Genomic DNA, 16,889 nt, shown 5'->3' with positions numbered 1-16,889 from the left:
GTGCTATCGCCCCCTTTCTTCCTCCTGTACCACCGGCTGTTTTGGCTCCGACAGCCCACGGAATACAGTCAAATCCTGATTAAAATCCTTGGTGTTCGGGGTCTGGATAAAGGTCTTGTACCCCAAATCCGCAAAGGTTTCAGCGGAGATTTCCGCTTGAATCTGTCCGTGGTTATGGGGCTGACCCTTGGTATCTTTGCCGTCCACATCGTTATCGTAGCAAAACACAATCTCGTCTATCTCTGGGTGGTGCTGCAAATAGCGGTAAAGAGCCTTATCTGACAGACATCCCTCGGCAACCCGATGATCCTCCCGCCAATCAATGCCGTGGAGCTTGCAGAGACTGGCGTGGCTCATAGCATCAATGGGGGCTTCAAATTCATATACACGGTTGGAACGCCCCTCCATGCAGAAACCATATGTCTTATCAGAGTTTTCTACATCCTGACGAAACTTACTGTCTGAGCTTGGCGCTCTGAGTGCACAGTACCGGGGCTTAGCTGTTTCGTCATAACCTACAAAGGCACAGTTATGGAATGTATAACCGTTTTTCTCAGTCCTTGCTCCATACACTTTCCCAGCCTCAATCATAGCGTAGACAATTTCCTTATCAATGCCACGAGTATGGGTCAAGTAGGCGATAGTACGGTCAAAACTCTTGTCCTTGGGCGGCAGTACCAGTTCGCCCTTGGGACCTTTTTCAACAGGTGGCACCAAGGAAGTCGTTCCCTCATAGGCACGGCAGCCCAAAATCAGTTCTGCCGCACTTTTGAAATCCGATGCACCCAAATATTCCTTTGCAAAATCCACGATATTACCCTTGGTCTGTGTAGAAAAACAGTAGTAGCCGCGCCCATGGTTAAACAGATACAGTCCGCCGCTGTTCTTCACATGAACGGTGTAGTTATCGCCTTTTTCAATCTGAAAACCATTTTGCACGGCGAAGTCAATGATATTGGTGTCAAAGACCTGCTTCATCTGCTCTTCCGTAAAGGGCATAGGATTTGACGATGTACGCATGGGTTGTCACCTCCATTCCACGCAAAAGTACCCCCTGAAAGCAGTTTCAATCCGCTTTCAGGGGGCACTTTTGTTATCTGGTATTTTGTTATCGTTCTAAATCATCTTTACCGCTGTAGGCAGTATCCTCAGTCACATCGCTGCGGTGGTCGTCTACCGGAATCCATGTTCTGCGGGTATTTACTACTTCCGAAAGCAGTTCCACTCTCTCCCGAAGTGCAAAGCACAGTGCATCGCACCGCGCAGAATCTATAAACACGGACCCCCGCATCAGCTCCCTTAACTCCTCGTCAATATCATAAAGGGAGTTTAGATTCAGCCACTCAAAAGAGCTTACCAGCTTGATCTGCTCCTCATGGTTGTTCTTAAAAGGCTTGCAGGACAGCTTAGCTTTCGAGCCAATCATAGAAATGGGCTTATCAAACCAAAGAGAGGTTCCACTGTCAAATATAGGGGCTTCTCCAAGATATGCAAGGGTTTCCGCATTTCGAACTACACCAAAGTTATTCTGGTGCCGGTCTTCATTAACAATCAGGTAATCAAGCACCATCATTCGGTCGAGAGCTTCCTTCATACCGGGGATACCGAGCTTTTCGCAACAATCAAGGTAATGCTGATAAATCGACACATGGTTCGGCTTTTTCTCCGTCTGCATCACATACCATGCCGAGATTAGTTCTGTCTGCGGTGTAATGAAGTCCTCGCATACGCTATAAGGATACTCATCCTCCGTAAGCAGGGTATAGGGAACATGGGGAATTCCAAGCCGTTCCATGATTTTTCCAGCCATCACCTCGTTATATGGTTCTTGCTGGGTCGCACCGCTTCCGCCCTTGATCAGGCAGCGTTTTCCATCTATAATCTTCCACTTTTTCTTGAGCCAGCCGTCCGAAGTATTATCCGGGGACATCAGGCTCATATGATCATTAGAGGAACCCTGTCCAAACAGGATATTTCCCACATCCTCCGAAAAAGGATTATCAAAGAAGTTGACCTGTGACCACTGAATGCCAGAATCAGCCGGACATATCCAATACTGATCGGAAAGACTCAAACCAAGGCATTTTTCCAACAATTTTTGTGTTGTAGGCAGATTCAGTTCTGTCAGTGCATTTTTGATTCCGGCACGGCTTGCAGGGATTGCTCGTCCACGCCACCATTCGTTTAGTGCGCTACGGTCTATCACACCTTTTTTCACTGGAATACCCAGCGGCACATGGGGTGCTTCATAGATATGGCCGATAGCAGAAATCGCGCTGGACGCTTCATCCAGCTCTATATCGGCTACCGAAATATTTTTGTGCATCAGTATATATCGTTTCATGCCATCTGCCATTTCATCATCTCCTGTTCTTAACTTAAAATTATACCAAATAACGTCGTTCTTTTCAACGTAGTAATTATGAATTTTATAGGACGATTATCGCTCTAATTCTTCCGGTTCTGACATTTCCGGCATACTTTCCAATGTAGATGTATGCTTCCAAAAGGTGGAAAGCATCTCCCTGACGGCTTCTGGCAGACTGCTTTTCTCCACATGAATATCACAGGGAATAGCTGCTGTATAGCCGTAATCATAGGGAATGAAGGTATCCTGAATATAGGCACGAATATGATCCGGCAATTCAGGATCACTTTGGGATAGGATGCCATACCCTGTCAGGAAATTGGTTTCATAATGTTCCCCTGAAGAAGTCAGATCAAGCTCCAAAAGGGCAATGCAAAGATTTCCTTTTTCTTTTGACTGCACCACGCCGGGGACCATAACATAATCGGTTACGCCCTCCGTCAAGCAGTCCGTGCCATAGCACTGTACCATTGCCTTATATAGCAGATGCAATACTGCTTTGGCATAGTCTTTGTCTTGTGTACCATAGGATGCCTGCAAACGGTCATAGTCAATGGTGGGAAGCACCTTTTGATTTAAGTGTTCCACATAAATACTGGTTTTATCGTGTTCCATACTCACTCCTTATCGTTCAAAATCATTTTCGTCAGCTTCCGGCACAATCCCCAGCATTCGCAGAAATTCTTCTTTACTATCTGCATATCCAACTTCCATGGCAAAGCTGTGGGCTTCTGTATTAAAATAAAACTCCGGCTCATGAAAGCGGTTGCTGAAATAAGTAATCTGCTCATTGGAAAGGGAAGTATCGTTACCCTCTCCATCGTCAGTACAGATGAAAAATGTGCCGCAGATAATGTCACCATTATCCATTCTTCGGTTTCCGGTTAGTCCATTCAGTTTGCCTTCGTCATTGCAGTAGAGGTGGCAGTTAAGCTCTGACAACGGTACAAACTCTATGCAGCCACCTACCAGCTCCTGCATTGCCCTGTAATCATTTCTGACTGTGGAAACATAAGGATTCTTATGCGGCTCCACCATGAGTACCCGAATGTAGCCATCCGGGCATTTGTTATTTTCATTCTCGGCTTCCCTCAGAATATGAAAGCTGTCCACATTAGGTACAAGCGCCAAATTTTTTCCATTCTGCCATTTCATATGAAGCTGCCCCTGATCGTCCACGAATTTTATTTCGCCCGACAGACCGTCCGGCATATCTCTCTCACCGTCCATATGGTCAAGTTGAATTTTGGTACCGACAGGATACTTTTTCTTAATCTGTTCTACCTGATAGGGCTTTAGAAATCCTTCCATAGTGCCTCCTTACTCAAAGTAATATTCTACTGTGTAGGTGATGTTTGATTTGTTGTACATGCATGAATGGTTGGTATAATAGTACATTTCCAGCTTGGAATATGTACCTGCGGTCAGTGTTCTGGTAAAGGAAATACCGTTATTGGTTGTTCCGTAATCCAGCTGATCCCACGCACCTGTCTTGATATTGTAACCGCGCACTCTGCCGTAATCCTGCCCACTGTGACCGGAAACAGGAGGCACGGTAAAGGTGTACTTGGTAATAGTCGCACCATCAATACCGTTTTCCATAATAGTAGAATCAGGGCCGGTAAGCATCATGCCGCCAGACCCGTTGGAGTCCATGACAAAGAATACAATCGCTGCCCATGGGGATTCTGCACCAGTGCTGTCTACCGCCTTTACTCGTACCGTATGCTTACCCAAAGCATACACGGCTGTTTCGGTCGGGCGTCCCTCCCAAACATAGGTAATGGCGTCACCATCGGGGTCGGTACTGCTTGCGGTGATGGTAACTGGTGTACCTGGTGCAACGCTGTTACCATTCGGTGCTCTTGTGATAATCGGTCTTGATGGCGCTGAATTTGCCACAGTAAAAGTAGCCTGTGACCAGTCGGAGATACCACCGTAATTGTCCTTCGCTCTTACTCTAACCGTATGTGTGCCAATGGCATAGTAATTATCGCTTGCCTTGCCCTCATACTCATAGCTAACCACATCGCCATCGGGGTCGGTGCTGTTTACCGTAAGATTGACAAGGAACTTACCGCCTTTTGCTGTTCTTGTCACATTCGTCGTAATGGTAGGCTTCATGGGTGCCGTATTCACCACAGAAATGCTCTGCGTAGCGTTAAATACTCTGCCCAGCTGATCAGTGATGGTGGCTGTCAGCGTATAATTGCCAGACACATCCACATGAACCGTACCGCCGCTGTTGCCCAGTGTTTTCTTAAAATACTCGGAAACAGCAATACTCTGACCGTCTTTGGTGGCCGTCCATACAATGTTGTTACCGTTTAGATTAACTGTGTTGCTCATATTTACAACAAAGCTCTGACCGGTGCGAACCGCCTGCGGCATGGTAAAGTTGCAGTTATACAGCGGATAAATGCTGATTTTTTCTGTGTGAGTGAATACTCTGCCAAGGGCATCAAACATGGTGGCAGTCAAGCGATATTCGCCACTTTCGGTAAAACGGATTTTACCGCCCTGTGCATTGAGCGTGCCGCTGACAGCCTGCTCCAAAGGAATGGCTGTACCGTTTTTCATCAGCGTCCATTCAATAGGAAGAACACCGATATTTCCCCTTGTACGTACATCTATCTGCATATCGGTATAGCCCGTTTCTGGCAGTACAAAGGAAAGCTGAAGCACCGGCAACACCTCGATTTTTCCACTGTTAAAGCGAAATACTCGTCCTGTGGCATCGGTGATTCTTGCCTGCAAATCATAGACTCCGGCACGGGTAAAGCGGATAGATCCGCCGTTATTGCTCAGCTTACCGTCAATGTAGGTATCCCAATCTTGAAAGCCGTAGGTGTTGTCTACATACCAGACTGCTGTCAGATTTTCCATATCGGTGAGAACTGTATCTACCAACACTTGATCGTCAGTATGGACGGCTGTTGGAATAGAAAAAGCAATGTTAGGAATAGGATAAACCTTGATGGATTTGCTTACGGAGAAAGTTCTGCCTGCTTCATCGGTAACAGCTGCTGTTACCGTGTAATCACCCTTTTCAGTGAAGCTGATTTTACCACCGGCATTCGTCAAACCGTTTTCGGGAGTGACAATCACATCATTTTTTGTTATGCTCCAGACAACCTGCAACGTTCCTGCATCGGTTAGCTTTGTTTCTACTGTTACAGGTCGATCCGTGTGGGTTTGCTTTGGTAACTCCAACGAAACCGTAATCACTGGATAAACCTTGGTTGATGCGTTATAGGTAAAGCTTCGTCCTGTATTATCGGTAACTGTAGCTTCTAGCTCGTAGTTGCCAACGGTACGAAACTGGATATTACCGCCGTCATCGGTGAGTATTCCCTCAAAACCATCTGCCAGCGAAATTGCCTTGCCGTCCTTGGTCAAGCTCCATACAGCGTGCAAGTCCTGTGTTTCCTTAAACGAGGTTTTGACCTCTACTGTGGTATCGGTGTGAGTCATATTCGGCAGATAAAAACCTGCTTCTGCTACAGGATACACCACCGTGGATGCTTCATGGCTGTACATTCTGCCTGTTGCATCGGTAAGCGTTGCTTTGAGGGTATAAATACCTTTCTGCGTAAAGCGAATGGAACCACCATCATTATTCAGCGTTCCCTCTATCACTGCGTTAGGCTTCACGATTTTGCCGTCCTTGATGACCGTCCATTCGGCAATCATATCCTGCAATTCAGAGGACTTTACCAGAATACCAATCGTTTTATCGGTATGTGTGGTTGCTGGCAGAGTAAAATCGAAGGCAGCAACTGGATAAACCGTAATTTCCGCTTTTGCAGTAAAACTTCTGCCTGCCTTATCGGTGGCTGTGGCAGTCAGTTTGTAGCTACCTTTTTCTAAAAAACGGATAGAGCCGCCTGCATTGGAAAGCGTTCCAACAAAACAATCAGAAAGCATGATCTCTTTTCCTTCCTTTGTAACTGTCCAAACGAGTGGCAAGTCGCCTAACTCCTTGGTATTCACCGCCACGGTAATTGGCGTATCGGTATGGGCAGTTTTAGGAGCCTGTACCTCGATCTCAATGACAGGATATACCGTAATATCTGCTTTACCCGAAAACTCACGGCTGGTTTCATCAAAAGCAGTTGCTTTGATGGTGTAGCTACCCTTTTCCTTAATTTGAATGGAACCGCCTGCATTGGTGAGCGTACCGGTTACCGTGTCCTGCCACTTTATTTCCTTGCCGTCTTTAAAAATATGCCAGTTAAGCTGCTGTGTGACGTTATCGGAAAGCGTTGTTTTGACAGTAAAGGTTTTATCTGTGTGAGCAGTTTTATTCGCTTCTACACTGATTTTAAAGGTGGGGTGAATGATAATCTTTTTAGAAAAAATATAGGTGTGATTGCCGTAATTTAGAGCCGTAGCGGTAAGAAGATAGCTACCCGGCTGGGTAATGGTGATTTTGCCACCGTTCTTATCCAATGTGCCTTTGAGAAAATCAATTTGCGGTGTATCTTTGCCATCCTCAATAACGCTCCAATCCAGTGATTTTACGGAGCGAAGCACCGTTTTTACTTCAAATTCTGTATCGGTATGACCGTATTCAGGCGCAACGATTTCCACCACTGCGGCTGGATAACTCACGCTTCCGCCACCTCCACTGGAACTATCGCCACTTGGCTTGTCAGGTTTATCGGGCTGTTCCGGCTTAATAGGCGGTGTTGTCGGGTCAGCGGGTTTTACCGGTTCTGTGGGATTTGTTGGAGGGTCTGTCGGTTTTGGCGTTGGTGTTGGACTTGGGACTGCTGTAGGCATTGGTGTAGATGTTGGATTCTGAGTCGGTTCTTCCGTTGGTTTGGTAGGCTTTTTATCCTGCGTATCCGTAGAAGAACCGTTATTCGAATGGTCACTTTCCTTATCAGCGGTCGCATTATCTGTATCGTCCCCGACGTCCGTATCACCTTGCTCAATTTCCGTCACAATGGGATTGTCTGAAGGAATTGGTGTAACATTGTCCGTTTCTACCACGACGGGCGGCGTATTATCTTTCTGACTAAGTTGCATGGAACAGCTCACCAATCCTATAATTAAAATAAGCAGGGCGATGATAGAAAGCACCATCACCGCCCGTTTAGTTTCCTTATTCATGTTGAGTTTGAAAAAATCTTTATTCTTCACGGCTATATTCGTCCTCCTGTTCTTGAACTTCCGGTTGTGCCGACTGTGGCATGGCACACTCCAGCTTGTGAATGATACTATCTAAAAGCTTCGCCTTGGCAGGGTCATTATTCATTCCTTCCTGAACTGCCAATGTGCACAGCTCTTGCATTTCCTCACCGGAAAACAGCGGAACAACGTCCTGTTTAAAATACTGCAAAAGCTGTTTTTCCGCCGCTGTCATGCCATACAGTCCACCGCTGAAAAGATGCTTCTGATAGGCATCTCTGTCGGCAATCAGTTCTTTTGTTCCGTCTTTTTGCAAAGCGTAGCAGCACAAATGATTTTGAAAGGCTTTTTCTGCATCTATGGGACCGGTCAGCAGTAAGTCATCTGCTGTGTAGCCATAATCGTGTAATCGGTCATGGTCTAAACGCTGCACAAAATCCGCAACCTTCATCGGCTCCGTGGCTTCCCAAAACTGTCCCCGTGCTGAAATTGCAATTCGAGCAAGTTCATGCTGATCCTCCGGCAAAAATTTATGGCGTTCCACTGTGCCGTAACGCTGTGCGATGGACTGCCAGTTCTGGTTATATTCCTGATAGGAAAAGGTGCGTACATCGTTAGGGCTTTTGAACACCACCTCCACCGCCACAGGATCAATGGAGTGGGTGCAAAGATAGTCCAAATGCTTTTGATAATCCATCTCCAGCACATTGCCGATGATGGTTTTGTCCTCATTCATGCGTAATATCTCAACCCAAAAAGTTTTGACATTTTCACTTTTGCTGGCTCCGTAATACTCCCATGTGTTGTGGGCATTGGTATTTCGGAGATAGACATCACGTTCTGGGAAGCACCATGTTCCGTTTTTTCTGCTCAGCCAGAAAAAGTTTCGGTAACCGCCCCGATCCTCGGCAGCCTCTCTGATCTGCTTTACATCGTACTGAAAATCCGTTTGGTAAAAATCGGTGTTATGCTCCATGATTTTTTTCAACGTGGCAAGTACATCCACTTCTAAAAAAGAAGCGTTGTTATGCAAAGAATACCCCTGCGCCTTTACTGCTTCCCGCAGCTCTGCCATGATTTCCGCTTTGGAGCCACGGACAGAGGAGCCGTTATGGCGGTTCCTGTTCACAAAGTCCCCGCCCATATCCACGGTATGGAGCTTCAGACCGGCACTATGTGGTAAAACAAAGTTTATCAGTGATTCTGACTGGTCATGATGGGCGGTGGGAATTTCTCCGAACACACTGCCCATATCGCCGTCAACCACTGCCGGGTGTTGCCTGATCTCATGGATTTTGTCCCGGGGCATGGTCAGTGTCCACAGAGAGTAATCATCAGAGCCAAACTTGGTAACGGCGTTGATTTGGCTATATTCCATATTCATCCTCCTGTTCTGGCATGGGAATTTGCTCATGCTCAAAAATAAGATTGGGGATATTGCTTTCCACCTTTTCCATTACCGAATGCAGCATTTTTTCATCCTCATAGCTGATGCTGTCATCGTTACGGCCACGAAATACGCAGGCGTCATGCAGCACCACCAGCTCCTCCTCGGAAAAGAGCTTCTGCTCCTCAATCAATCCTGCCCGTACTGCAAAATCCTGTTTTGCTCCTTCATAGTTGGTTTCAAAATAATGTCCCCACATCACACCTGTGCGGTCGTAATCATACTGCCATGTGGTAAAACGCACTTCATTGTCCTTTGTCATCTTCGCCGCCAGAATGTAATCTCCAAAGTTGGAAATCAGCCGAAAATCGCTGACTCCCTCAGCCTGTAATTGCGGTGCGTCCGCATACAGGTCATGGGTCTGCTTCATGGCAGTAAGGGTACGGTATATCTTGTTTCTCTCTTGCTCCGGCGAAACCTCCGGAAGAAAACGCATATTGCCGTCATGGTCAATTTTGCAGACCTCCTGCCCACCTTTGAAAACAGATAGCAACGTATTCTCACCGGCTTCCTGTTTTGTTGTAAATCCCATTCCGGCAATCCGCCTTGTAAAAGCAGATAAAAATTCTGGTGTTACTTTATGTTTCACGCTCTAACCTCCTATCGTTCCATTTCTTCAAAATTCTCTTCCTGCTCGTAGGTTTTGACCTTCACCGGCTCAAAACCCTGATTTTTGATGTTGGTAAACCACTGTGACATAAACTGTTTCAAATCTTTTACCTTGGCAGGGGATGCGGTATCTGTTGCATAAAAAATCCCCATATCGTCTTGTAGGTACGAAGTGGGGTCGATAGACCTGTTATCCTTGTCCACGGTAAAAGTGATTTCCGGGTCACGCATGGCGTCTCCGTTGCAGTTATAATAGTGAGCAATGCTGTACTCACCACCGCCGATGGCTTCTATCGCCAAATCCTCAAAGCCTTCCGATTGCAGCTTCATATAATAGGCTTCGCTATTTAGAACTGGAGCTGCAAACAGCATCAGCTTTTGATAAAGCCGTTGTTCCAAGGTCATAGTTGTGCTTACAGACGGGCGGTCAGAAGCGCTTTCTTCCTCGTCTGCCGTCATCATATCCTCGCCATCGTCCTTAAACTCCAGTGCAATGTCAAGCTCCACCTTTTTCTTTTGCAGCTCCAACAACCGCTCTTCGTCAGGGAACGGCTTTTCCATTTCCTCCTTTGCGTCTGTAAGCTGCTGGTTCAGGCTGAGCAGGCTGTTTTCCTCCTCTGTTTTCGCCTTTTCCATGCGTTCTGCCAGATGTTCCAAACGAGTGATATTACCTAACGCAGCCTCACCCATATCGGTAGAATAGGTGCATTTGCCGCATAGCTGGATGGAAACACCATCGCCCCATTGACGAACCAAGCGGATGGGGAAGCCTGCGTAGGTTCCCAACTCAAGAGTTGCACCGGTTTCACGCCCCAGCTTGCGGGCAAAAACCATGAAATGCTCCGCTGCTTTGGTACGTTCCTCATGGAGCCTACCGTCAATCACCATCTGAAAGTCAGCTGGTGCACGTTGAGCATAGGCGACAATATCAGCGGTCATACCCTCGATTTTCCGGGTAGCTGTGGCAATCTCTTTGGGATAATACTGGCTGATACGGTACTGCATTTCGTTCCTTTGGCTCTGCCATGAGGATTTCAGCACCGTAAGGCGGCTGATTTCGTTATCAGTTTCCATCTTCTGCTTGATTCTTGGGTCAGAGGTGGCAAGTGCCTTAAACTCTGCATACTGCAAAACAGTATCGTCAATGTCCTCACAGCTTCTAAGTGCAGAGCGACCAGTCATAATCTGGCTGATATAGCGCTGCTTCTGCTCTAAAATCTGCCACAAATAGCTGTCGAATGTATTTTCGGTGATGTAATTAAAAATAGAAATTTCCTTGTTTTCATTGCCTTGACGAAGGATTCTGCCGTTGCGCTGGGTTAGGTCTGAGGGGCGCCAAGGCACATCCAAATGATGGAGAGCAACTAACTTTTGCTGCACATTCATGCCTGTGCCCATTTTTTCGGTGCTGCCCATCAAAACACGGATTTCACCGCTACGCACCTTATCAAAGAGCTGTTCTCGCTGCACGTCGGTTTTTGCATCGTGTATAAAAGCGATTTCCTCCGGTTTTACCCCCTGTGTGATCAAAGCTGTTTTGGTAGCCTCATAAAAATTGAAGCTGCCGTCATACTTTGGTGTGCCTTGGTCACAGAAAATAAGCTGTGCCAGCTTTTCACCAGCAGTTTCATGGTAAATCTCAGCCACTTTTCCAGCACAAATATTGAGCTTGGTGTTTGGATCATCGGGAATTGTCGGGTCAACGGCTCTTGGGTCTACCGACAGCAGCCTTGCTTCATGGGTCAGTTTGAGAAAATTATCCTCGGTGCTGTCCACCTCACCGTTACGGATCAGCTCCGCACGTTCGCCCAGCTCCATGACAATCCGCTTTTGTTCTGGAGTAATGGCAGTTTTAATGACTTGTATCGCACCGGTTTTCAATTCCGGCACCGGCAAGTCCAGCATATCTGCGGTTTTGATGTCCGCAATCATCTGAAACATACTCATCAGCTCCGGCAGATTGTGAAACCGTGCAAAACGGTTCTTCATCTGGTATCCATTGCCCTCCGGCTTAATTTCTAAAGAGGATTCTACTTTGCCAAAGGTGCTTGCCCAACTATCGAACATCAGCAGTCCACGACGTTCCAATTCCTTGGGCTGCAAGGTCTTTTGGAGAACGTACAGTTCTGCCATGGAATTGGATACAGGGGTGCCGGTGAGATAAATAACACCCTTGCCATTTCCAATTTCATTGATATACTGACACTTCATGTGCATATCCATGGCACGTTGGCTGCTGGCTCCGCTGACACCGGCAACATTGCGCATTTTGGTGTAGGAAAAGTTATTTTTGTATGCGTGCGCTTCATCTACCACCAAGGCATCTACGCCAAGCTCCTCAAAATAGATAACATCATCTTTTTTCTCCGATTTAAACAGTCTGTCATAGCGAAACTGGAGGTTAGAACGAAAAATTTGCATCTGCTTTAAAGACCAATCCTTGCCATCACGGAGCTTTTGCTCCTCGATGGCATCCGAGATTGCGTCAATCTCCGCTTGCATAGCTGCAAGCTGCCGTTCTCTGGATAGACCAATCAGCTCAAAGCTGGAATGTGCCATAATCACGGCATCGTAATCGCCTGTGGCAATACGGCTGACAAAGCGGCGGCGGTTCTTTCGCTCAAAATCCTTTTTCTCTGCCACCAGAATATTTGCATTGGGATACAGGCGCATATACTCGTTTGCCCACTGTCCCACCAAATGGTTAGGAACCGCAATGAGCGGCTTGTGGATTTTGCCCAGCCGTTTCAGCTCATAGGCCAGGGCAATGGAACTGAAGGTCTTTCCAGCCCCTACTTCATGAGCAATCAGTAGATTTCCGTCACCGTACAGACCATGTGCAATTACATCAAGCTGGTGCTGTCTGAGGGTAATATCATCTGCCATACCCGGCAAAGCCAAGTCTGACCCGTCATATTTGCGCGGACGGACGTTATTGAATTTCTCATTGTAGAGCTTGGTCAGCCTTGCACCACGCTCGGGGTCTGCAAACAGCCAGCTTTCAAATGCTAGCTTGATTTGGGCCTGCTTCTCACGGGCGAGAATGGTATCACGCTTATTCAGAACGTATTTAACCTTATCCTCACCGGTATCCGGGTCAACATAGTCCACACGGTCTTTTACCTCCACAGAACGCAGATTCAGGGTACTTTCCAATATCTCGTAGGCATTCATGCGGTCGGTACCGTAGGTTTGATTAACGGCAATGGAGGCCTTTTCTGCATTTTTATTGGCGATAAAGTAGGCGCCGCTGTAATTGGAAAATTCCACGCCGATGGCATACCGCCCGCTCTGGTTATATGCCATCGTCTTGAAGGTGTCATACATGAACTGCTGGTACACATCAGCGGGTATCCATGTGGAGCCAAGGGTGAAGCTGATTTCCTGCGGAGTCAGCGGCGTAGGCTGTACAGATTTCAGGGCTTCCACATTTCGGGCAAACCGCTCCGGTTCTTCTTCCGCTTTCAAAATGACTTCGGTCAGCTTATCCTTTACATAGCCACTCAAATATTCCCCAGCGGTCTGCCAACCGGTGTGGGGATTGCCCGTGTACTGTGCCGGGTCTTGATAAATGCGTTCACCCAACTCCGCAATGATTTCATCCGGTGTCGCCTTGCGGTGTTCCGGCAACTGATACAGCCACGACATATAGGAAAGGTCTACTCTACCCTTTACATTAAGGGATACCTTTAAGGCATCCTCTGCGGAAAATACTACGCTGGGCATTACCTTGGGCTTAATCGTAGCTTTGTAGAACATGGGCGTTTTTTCATATACGCCTTTTTCTGTTTTGCTCTCCTGCTCAATGGAACGAAGCAAGGGTGCATTGCTGTCCCTTGAAAATGCGATGACATTTCCATAGGAATTGAGATATCCGTATTGCTTCACAAAGTCATCGTATACTTGGTTCAAATATCCAATATGCTCCTGTAGCTGCTTTTCATATTCAGCAGTAGGCAGATTATGACCGTCTGCATAGGCACTGTTTTGAAAGTCAATCAGACTGCGGACAGCGGCGGTGATTTCAATCATGCCACGGATACGCTCTGCTTTTTTACCGGTAATGTCCTGCCTGTACATACGGGAATTTTCCTGATAATACAGCACGTCGTCCACGGCAGTGTAACTAAAATTGCGTACCGCAGGGTCAGCAGGCAGGGAATCTCTTAAAACGGTTTTTTCTTCCGCATATTCTGATATAGCCTCCGTATAAGTACCTTCCAGATAGGAAACGGCTCGTTCCAGCCGCTCATCCAAATCATCGCCGGGGATTGGGTGACAGGCGGTCGTTTTTTCGTTACCGAACATGGACTCATCAAAAACCATCTCGCCCAGCACCATTTCAGGGTGATCCACAAAATAGCTGTTGAGCGGAATACCGTCTGCATTTTCCTCCACGGAAAGCCACGGACTGTTTTCTTCATCCGGCACAGTTTCTCTTTCCCGTTTTTGCAAAAAGAGAATATCCGTGGTAGCTTCAGTTCCTGCCACCTGCTTAAACGCATTGTTGGGCAAACGGATTGCTCCCAAAAGCTCCGCTCTCTGTGCAAGGTATTTTCGGATGGTGGGATTAGATTTATCCAGCGTATACTTTGAAGTGATTACCGACACGATTCCACCGGGGCGGACCTGGTCTAAGGATTTCGCCAGAAAATAATCATGGATGCGGAAATTATGCCGGTTATAGCGTGAGTCGTCCACACGGATGGAGTTAAATGGTACATTGCCAACTACCACATCAAAGAAATGGTCAGGGAACTTTGTTTTTTCAAATCCCATGACCTGAATATCTGCATGGGGATACAGGTGCTTTGCAATGTTTCCGGGAATGGTATCAATTTCTGCTCCGTAGAGCTTAGAGCTGCTCATGCTTTCCGGCAGTACGGAATAAAAGTTGCCGGTTCCCATAGCAGGGTCTAAGATATTTCCTCCATGAAAACCGAAACGCTCCAGCGCATGATAGATGTGCCGGATCACACTCTGCTCCGTATAGTAGGAGGTCAGCGTGCTTTGCTGTGCAGATTCAAATTCTTCCTCAGTGAGCAACCCCTTGATTTCCTCGTATTCCGTTTCCCAGCCGGATTTTCCCGGTGTCAGGGCATTTGCAAGACCACCCCAGCCGACAAATCTAGCAAGGGTAATCTGTTCTGCGGCAGTGGCCATGCGTCCCTGCGACTGTAAATCCTTTAACAGACGAATGGCTTCAATATTATTACGGCACTTGGTTTTCTGACCGCCCTCGTAAAGATGATGATCAGGAGAATAACGATAATGAAAGCCATCCATGGTGCGTTTATGAAAATCCTCCATGACAGCTCGGTTATCATTCTCGTTGGCTTGATTGACAAGAGTTGCAGCGTTTATTTCCGCCTTTGTTTCTTCGCTGTTATCACCGCTTTGTATGGCATCCACCACCATGGAAGCAATCTCCCCATCGGTGTAATGGTCTTTCAGTAATTTGCAGTCTGCAATTTCAGAAATTGGTACTCTTTCCCGAATGGCAAATTTGGTAAGGTTCTGAAGCTGCGAAATATCCCCGATTTCCACCATGCGCCCATCGTGCATGACCTTAAGGATTTCAAATACCTTGTCATGATAAGAAATACGGTCACCTTCCTGAAAGGGAAGCGGTTCCGACTCGGTGCTGCTCTCATTTAGCAAGGCATCGTTATCCTCACCGTCATTGGTCTCATAGGTATCCTGTGGCTGGGAAAATACTTCAAAGAGATTGAGCTGGGCAGACGGCTCCATAAGAACAGACGGTGCATCTAGGGAAACCAGTTGCCCCGCAGTTTCTAATTCTGATTTTTCTTCGGTGGTCAGATAGCTGTCTTGCTGAATGAGCTGGAGAATTCGTGCTTCAACCTTTTCCCAAGTTAGATGCTCGTGGAAATCAACGCCATCGCTTTTGTACTCAATATCAAAGCCACTGCCATTATAATTGATTCTTCTATGACCACCGTTTTTCAGACTACCGCTGACACCACCAATCCCATACTCATTTTTCAGCACGGCCATGCGGTCTTTTCTGGCAGGCAGCGTGAGCATTGCATTATAAATTCTTTGCTTACCGCCTTGAAATGAAATGTGACTGGACAGAATTTGATTGATGATGTCATCTTTGAAAATGATCGGTTCTTCATCTGGTTCATAACTATCTTCATCCGCAGCGCCTTTCATTTCTTCCGCTTCATCAGGTATGGAGTAATCATCTAACATACTGTCCGCAGAGCTAAAGGGATAGGCTCCCATTAAAATAAGCTGGTCAATTTTTTCTGCCAGCTCCCGGTAGGTAAAGGCAAACTGCTGTCCCTCGGTTTCAAAAGTAATATCATCCTTGCCGGACAAAAGGTACAGATACTCACCGGTCTTAGTGGTGTAATCGGTATCCAGCTTTCCATAAAAGGCTTTCAGGGCATTGGCTTTGGTACTCTGCTTATGACCGCCGCCCCAAAAGCGATATAGCTCTGACTGCCATTCCCGTGTATCTGGGGTAATATCATCGGCACACAACACCACATCTACAAGATCAGAGATTTCCTCCTCGTCCAACAGAGAAACCGGTTCGGCAACGTGTGTTTCTAGCGCTGTTTTTGTCACGGCTTCAGCAGGAGCTTCCTGTGTTTTTCTTGGCGGAACAACGAAAAAACCGCCCACAGACGGTTCTTTACCATCTGTGGGCGGTTCTGTCTGTTGTGTGGGTTGTGTTATCTGACCTTGAGTGCCACTTCTTTCATAATCAGTTCCTCCGCTGTGAGGGTGATCATGTTCATGTGACTGGCTCTCTCCAGTGTGTCTTCGGTGTCCGGCATCGGCTGCACCGTGAGAAGCTCCTGTATCAGAGCTTCCTTGCGCTTCTCCGCTTCCTCGTCCACTTGAAGAATCATTTTGTTGATTTCGCCCTGTGCTATCAGCTCCGACAGGCGGTGGGAGTGGTGTTCCATCATATAGGCTTTCCACGCTCTGCCGAATTTGCCTACCGGCATTTTGTCGATCTGCGCTTCCTGCGAAATCTGTATTTCGGGATACATCATCCCGTTCTCGGCCTGACGATAGCTGAGATTCATCAATGGCTCTGTTCTCATAGATTTGGCTCCTTTCAATTTTGATTGCTTTGATTTCCTGATTAATTTCCCTGAGAATGGGACGCGCCAGTGAAGCGGTACAGCTACCAATGGTCATAAATAACTCTAAGCTGTTAAAATGGCTGATATTCACAAAAGCGCCATCCTCAATAGGGGCAGTATCAATTCCACATTTTCTGAACACTGTATAGGCTACGCTGTCCGTGACAAGCTCGGTAAGCTCCGCCTTGACCGCTTCGATAGG

General features: G+C 47.0%; 9 protein-coding genes. All 9 read right to left on the bottom strand.

Annotation, left to right across the window (positions count from 1 at the left end; translation table 11 throughout):
* Positions 1-3 precede the first annotated feature (3 nt).
* The 9 genes from ACYVD3_RS07420 to ACYVD3_RS07380 all read right to left on the bottom strand — a co-directional run bounded on the left by ACYVD3_RS07420 (position 4) and on the right by ACYVD3_RS07380 (position 16,546).
* The gene (locus ACYVD3_RS07420) at positions 4-1,020 is read right to left on the bottom strand and encodes a DUF3991 domain-containing protein (RefSeq protein WP_460641874.1); all 1,017 of its coding nucleotides are present in this window, start codon (positions 1,018-1,020) and stop codon (positions 4-6) included.
* Between the two features lie 88 nt (positions 1,021-1,108).
* Entirely contained in the window at positions 1,109-2,356 is a 1,248-nt protein-coding gene (locus ACYVD3_RS07415) for a HipA domain-containing protein (protein ID WP_460641873.1), read from the bottom strand.
* A gap of 84 nt (positions 2,357-2,440) precedes the next feature.
* Positions 2,441-2,983, bottom strand: coding sequence for a hypothetical protein (locus ACYVD3_RS07410; RefSeq protein ID WP_460641872.1), 543 nt, complete (start codon positions 2,981-2,983; stop codon positions 2,441-2,443).
* A 9-nt stretch (positions 2,984-2,992) separates the two neighbouring features.
* Positions 2,993-3,679 carry a DUF3846 domain-containing protein gene (locus tag ACYVD3_RS07405; RefSeq protein ID WP_460641871.1) on the bottom strand — a complete coding sequence of 229 codons (687 nt, stop codon included), beginning with the start codon at positions 3,677-3,679 and terminating at the stop codon, positions 2,993-2,995.
* A 9-nt stretch (positions 3,680-3,688) separates the two neighbouring features.
* Positions 3,689-7,516: a hypothetical protein gene (locus ACYVD3_RS07400; protein WP_460641870.1), complete on the bottom strand. Its 3,828-nt coding sequence runs from the start codon at positions 7,514-7,516 to the stop codon at positions 3,689-3,691.
* Positions 7,506-8,882, bottom strand: a complete 1,377-nt coding sequence (locus ACYVD3_RS07395; RefSeq protein ID WP_460641869.1) for a hypothetical protein — start codon at positions 8,880-8,882, stop codon at positions 7,506-7,508. The genes ACYVD3_RS07400 and ACYVD3_RS07395 overlap by 11 nt, the downstream gene beginning before the upstream one ends.
* Positions 8,872-9,540 (bottom strand): hypothetical protein, encoded by a 669-nt coding sequence (locus ACYVD3_RS07390; RefSeq protein WP_460641868.1) that lies wholly within the window; start codon positions 9,538-9,540, stop codon positions 8,872-8,874. The genes ACYVD3_RS07395 and ACYVD3_RS07390 overlap by 11 nt, the downstream gene beginning before the upstream one ends.
* Positions 9,541-9,551: 11 nt before the next feature.
* Positions 9,552-14,723 carry a DUF6908 domain-containing protein gene (locus ACYVD3_RS07385; protein ID WP_460641956.1) on the bottom strand — a complete coding sequence of 1,724 codons (5,172 nt, stop codon included), beginning with the start codon at positions 14,721-14,723 and terminating at the stop codon, positions 9,552-9,554.
* 1,544 nt (positions 14,724-16,267) lie between these two features.
* A complete protein-coding gene (locus tag ACYVD3_RS07380; protein WP_460641955.1) occupies positions 16,268-16,546 on the bottom strand; it encodes a TnpV protein in 279 nt (92 codons plus the stop codon).
* Between the last annotated feature and the right edge of the window lie 343 nt (positions 16,547-16,889).

The organism is Lacrimispora brassicae (genome assembly GCF_054772055.1).
Note: the sequence above shows the minus strand (reverse complement) of the source record. Positions and strands in the feature narration are given on the sequence as shown.

Excerpts from the sequence above, each read along its gene's own strand:
- ACYVD3_RS07420 (WP_460641874.1), bottom strand. The coding sequence starts at position 1,020 with ATGCGTACATCGTCAAATCCTATGCCCTTTACGGAAGAGCAGATGAAG.
- ACYVD3_RS07405 (WP_460641871.1), bottom strand. The coding sequence starts at position 3,679 with ATGGAAGGATTTCTAAAGCCCTATCAGGTAGAACAGATTAAGAAAAAG.
- ACYVD3_RS07410 (WP_460641872.1), bottom strand. The coding sequence starts at position 2,983 with ATGGAACACGATAAAACCAGTATTTATGTGGAACACTTAAATCAAAAG.
- ACYVD3_RS07415 (WP_460641873.1), bottom strand. The coding sequence starts at position 2,356 with ATGGCAGATGGCATGAAACGATATATACTGATGCACAAAAATATTTCG.
- ACYVD3_RS07380 (WP_460641955.1), bottom strand. The coding sequence starts at position 16,546 with ATGCCGGTAGGCAAATTCGGCAGAGCGTGGAAAGCCTATATGATGGAA.
- ACYVD3_RS07385 (WP_460641956.1), bottom strand. The coding sequence starts at position 14,723 with ATGGCCACTGCCGCAGAACAGATTACCCTTGCTAGATTTGTCGGCTGG.
- ACYVD3_RS07395 (WP_460641869.1), bottom strand. The coding sequence starts at position 8,882 with ATGGAATATAGCCAAATCAACGCCGTTACCAAGTTTGGCTCTGATGAT.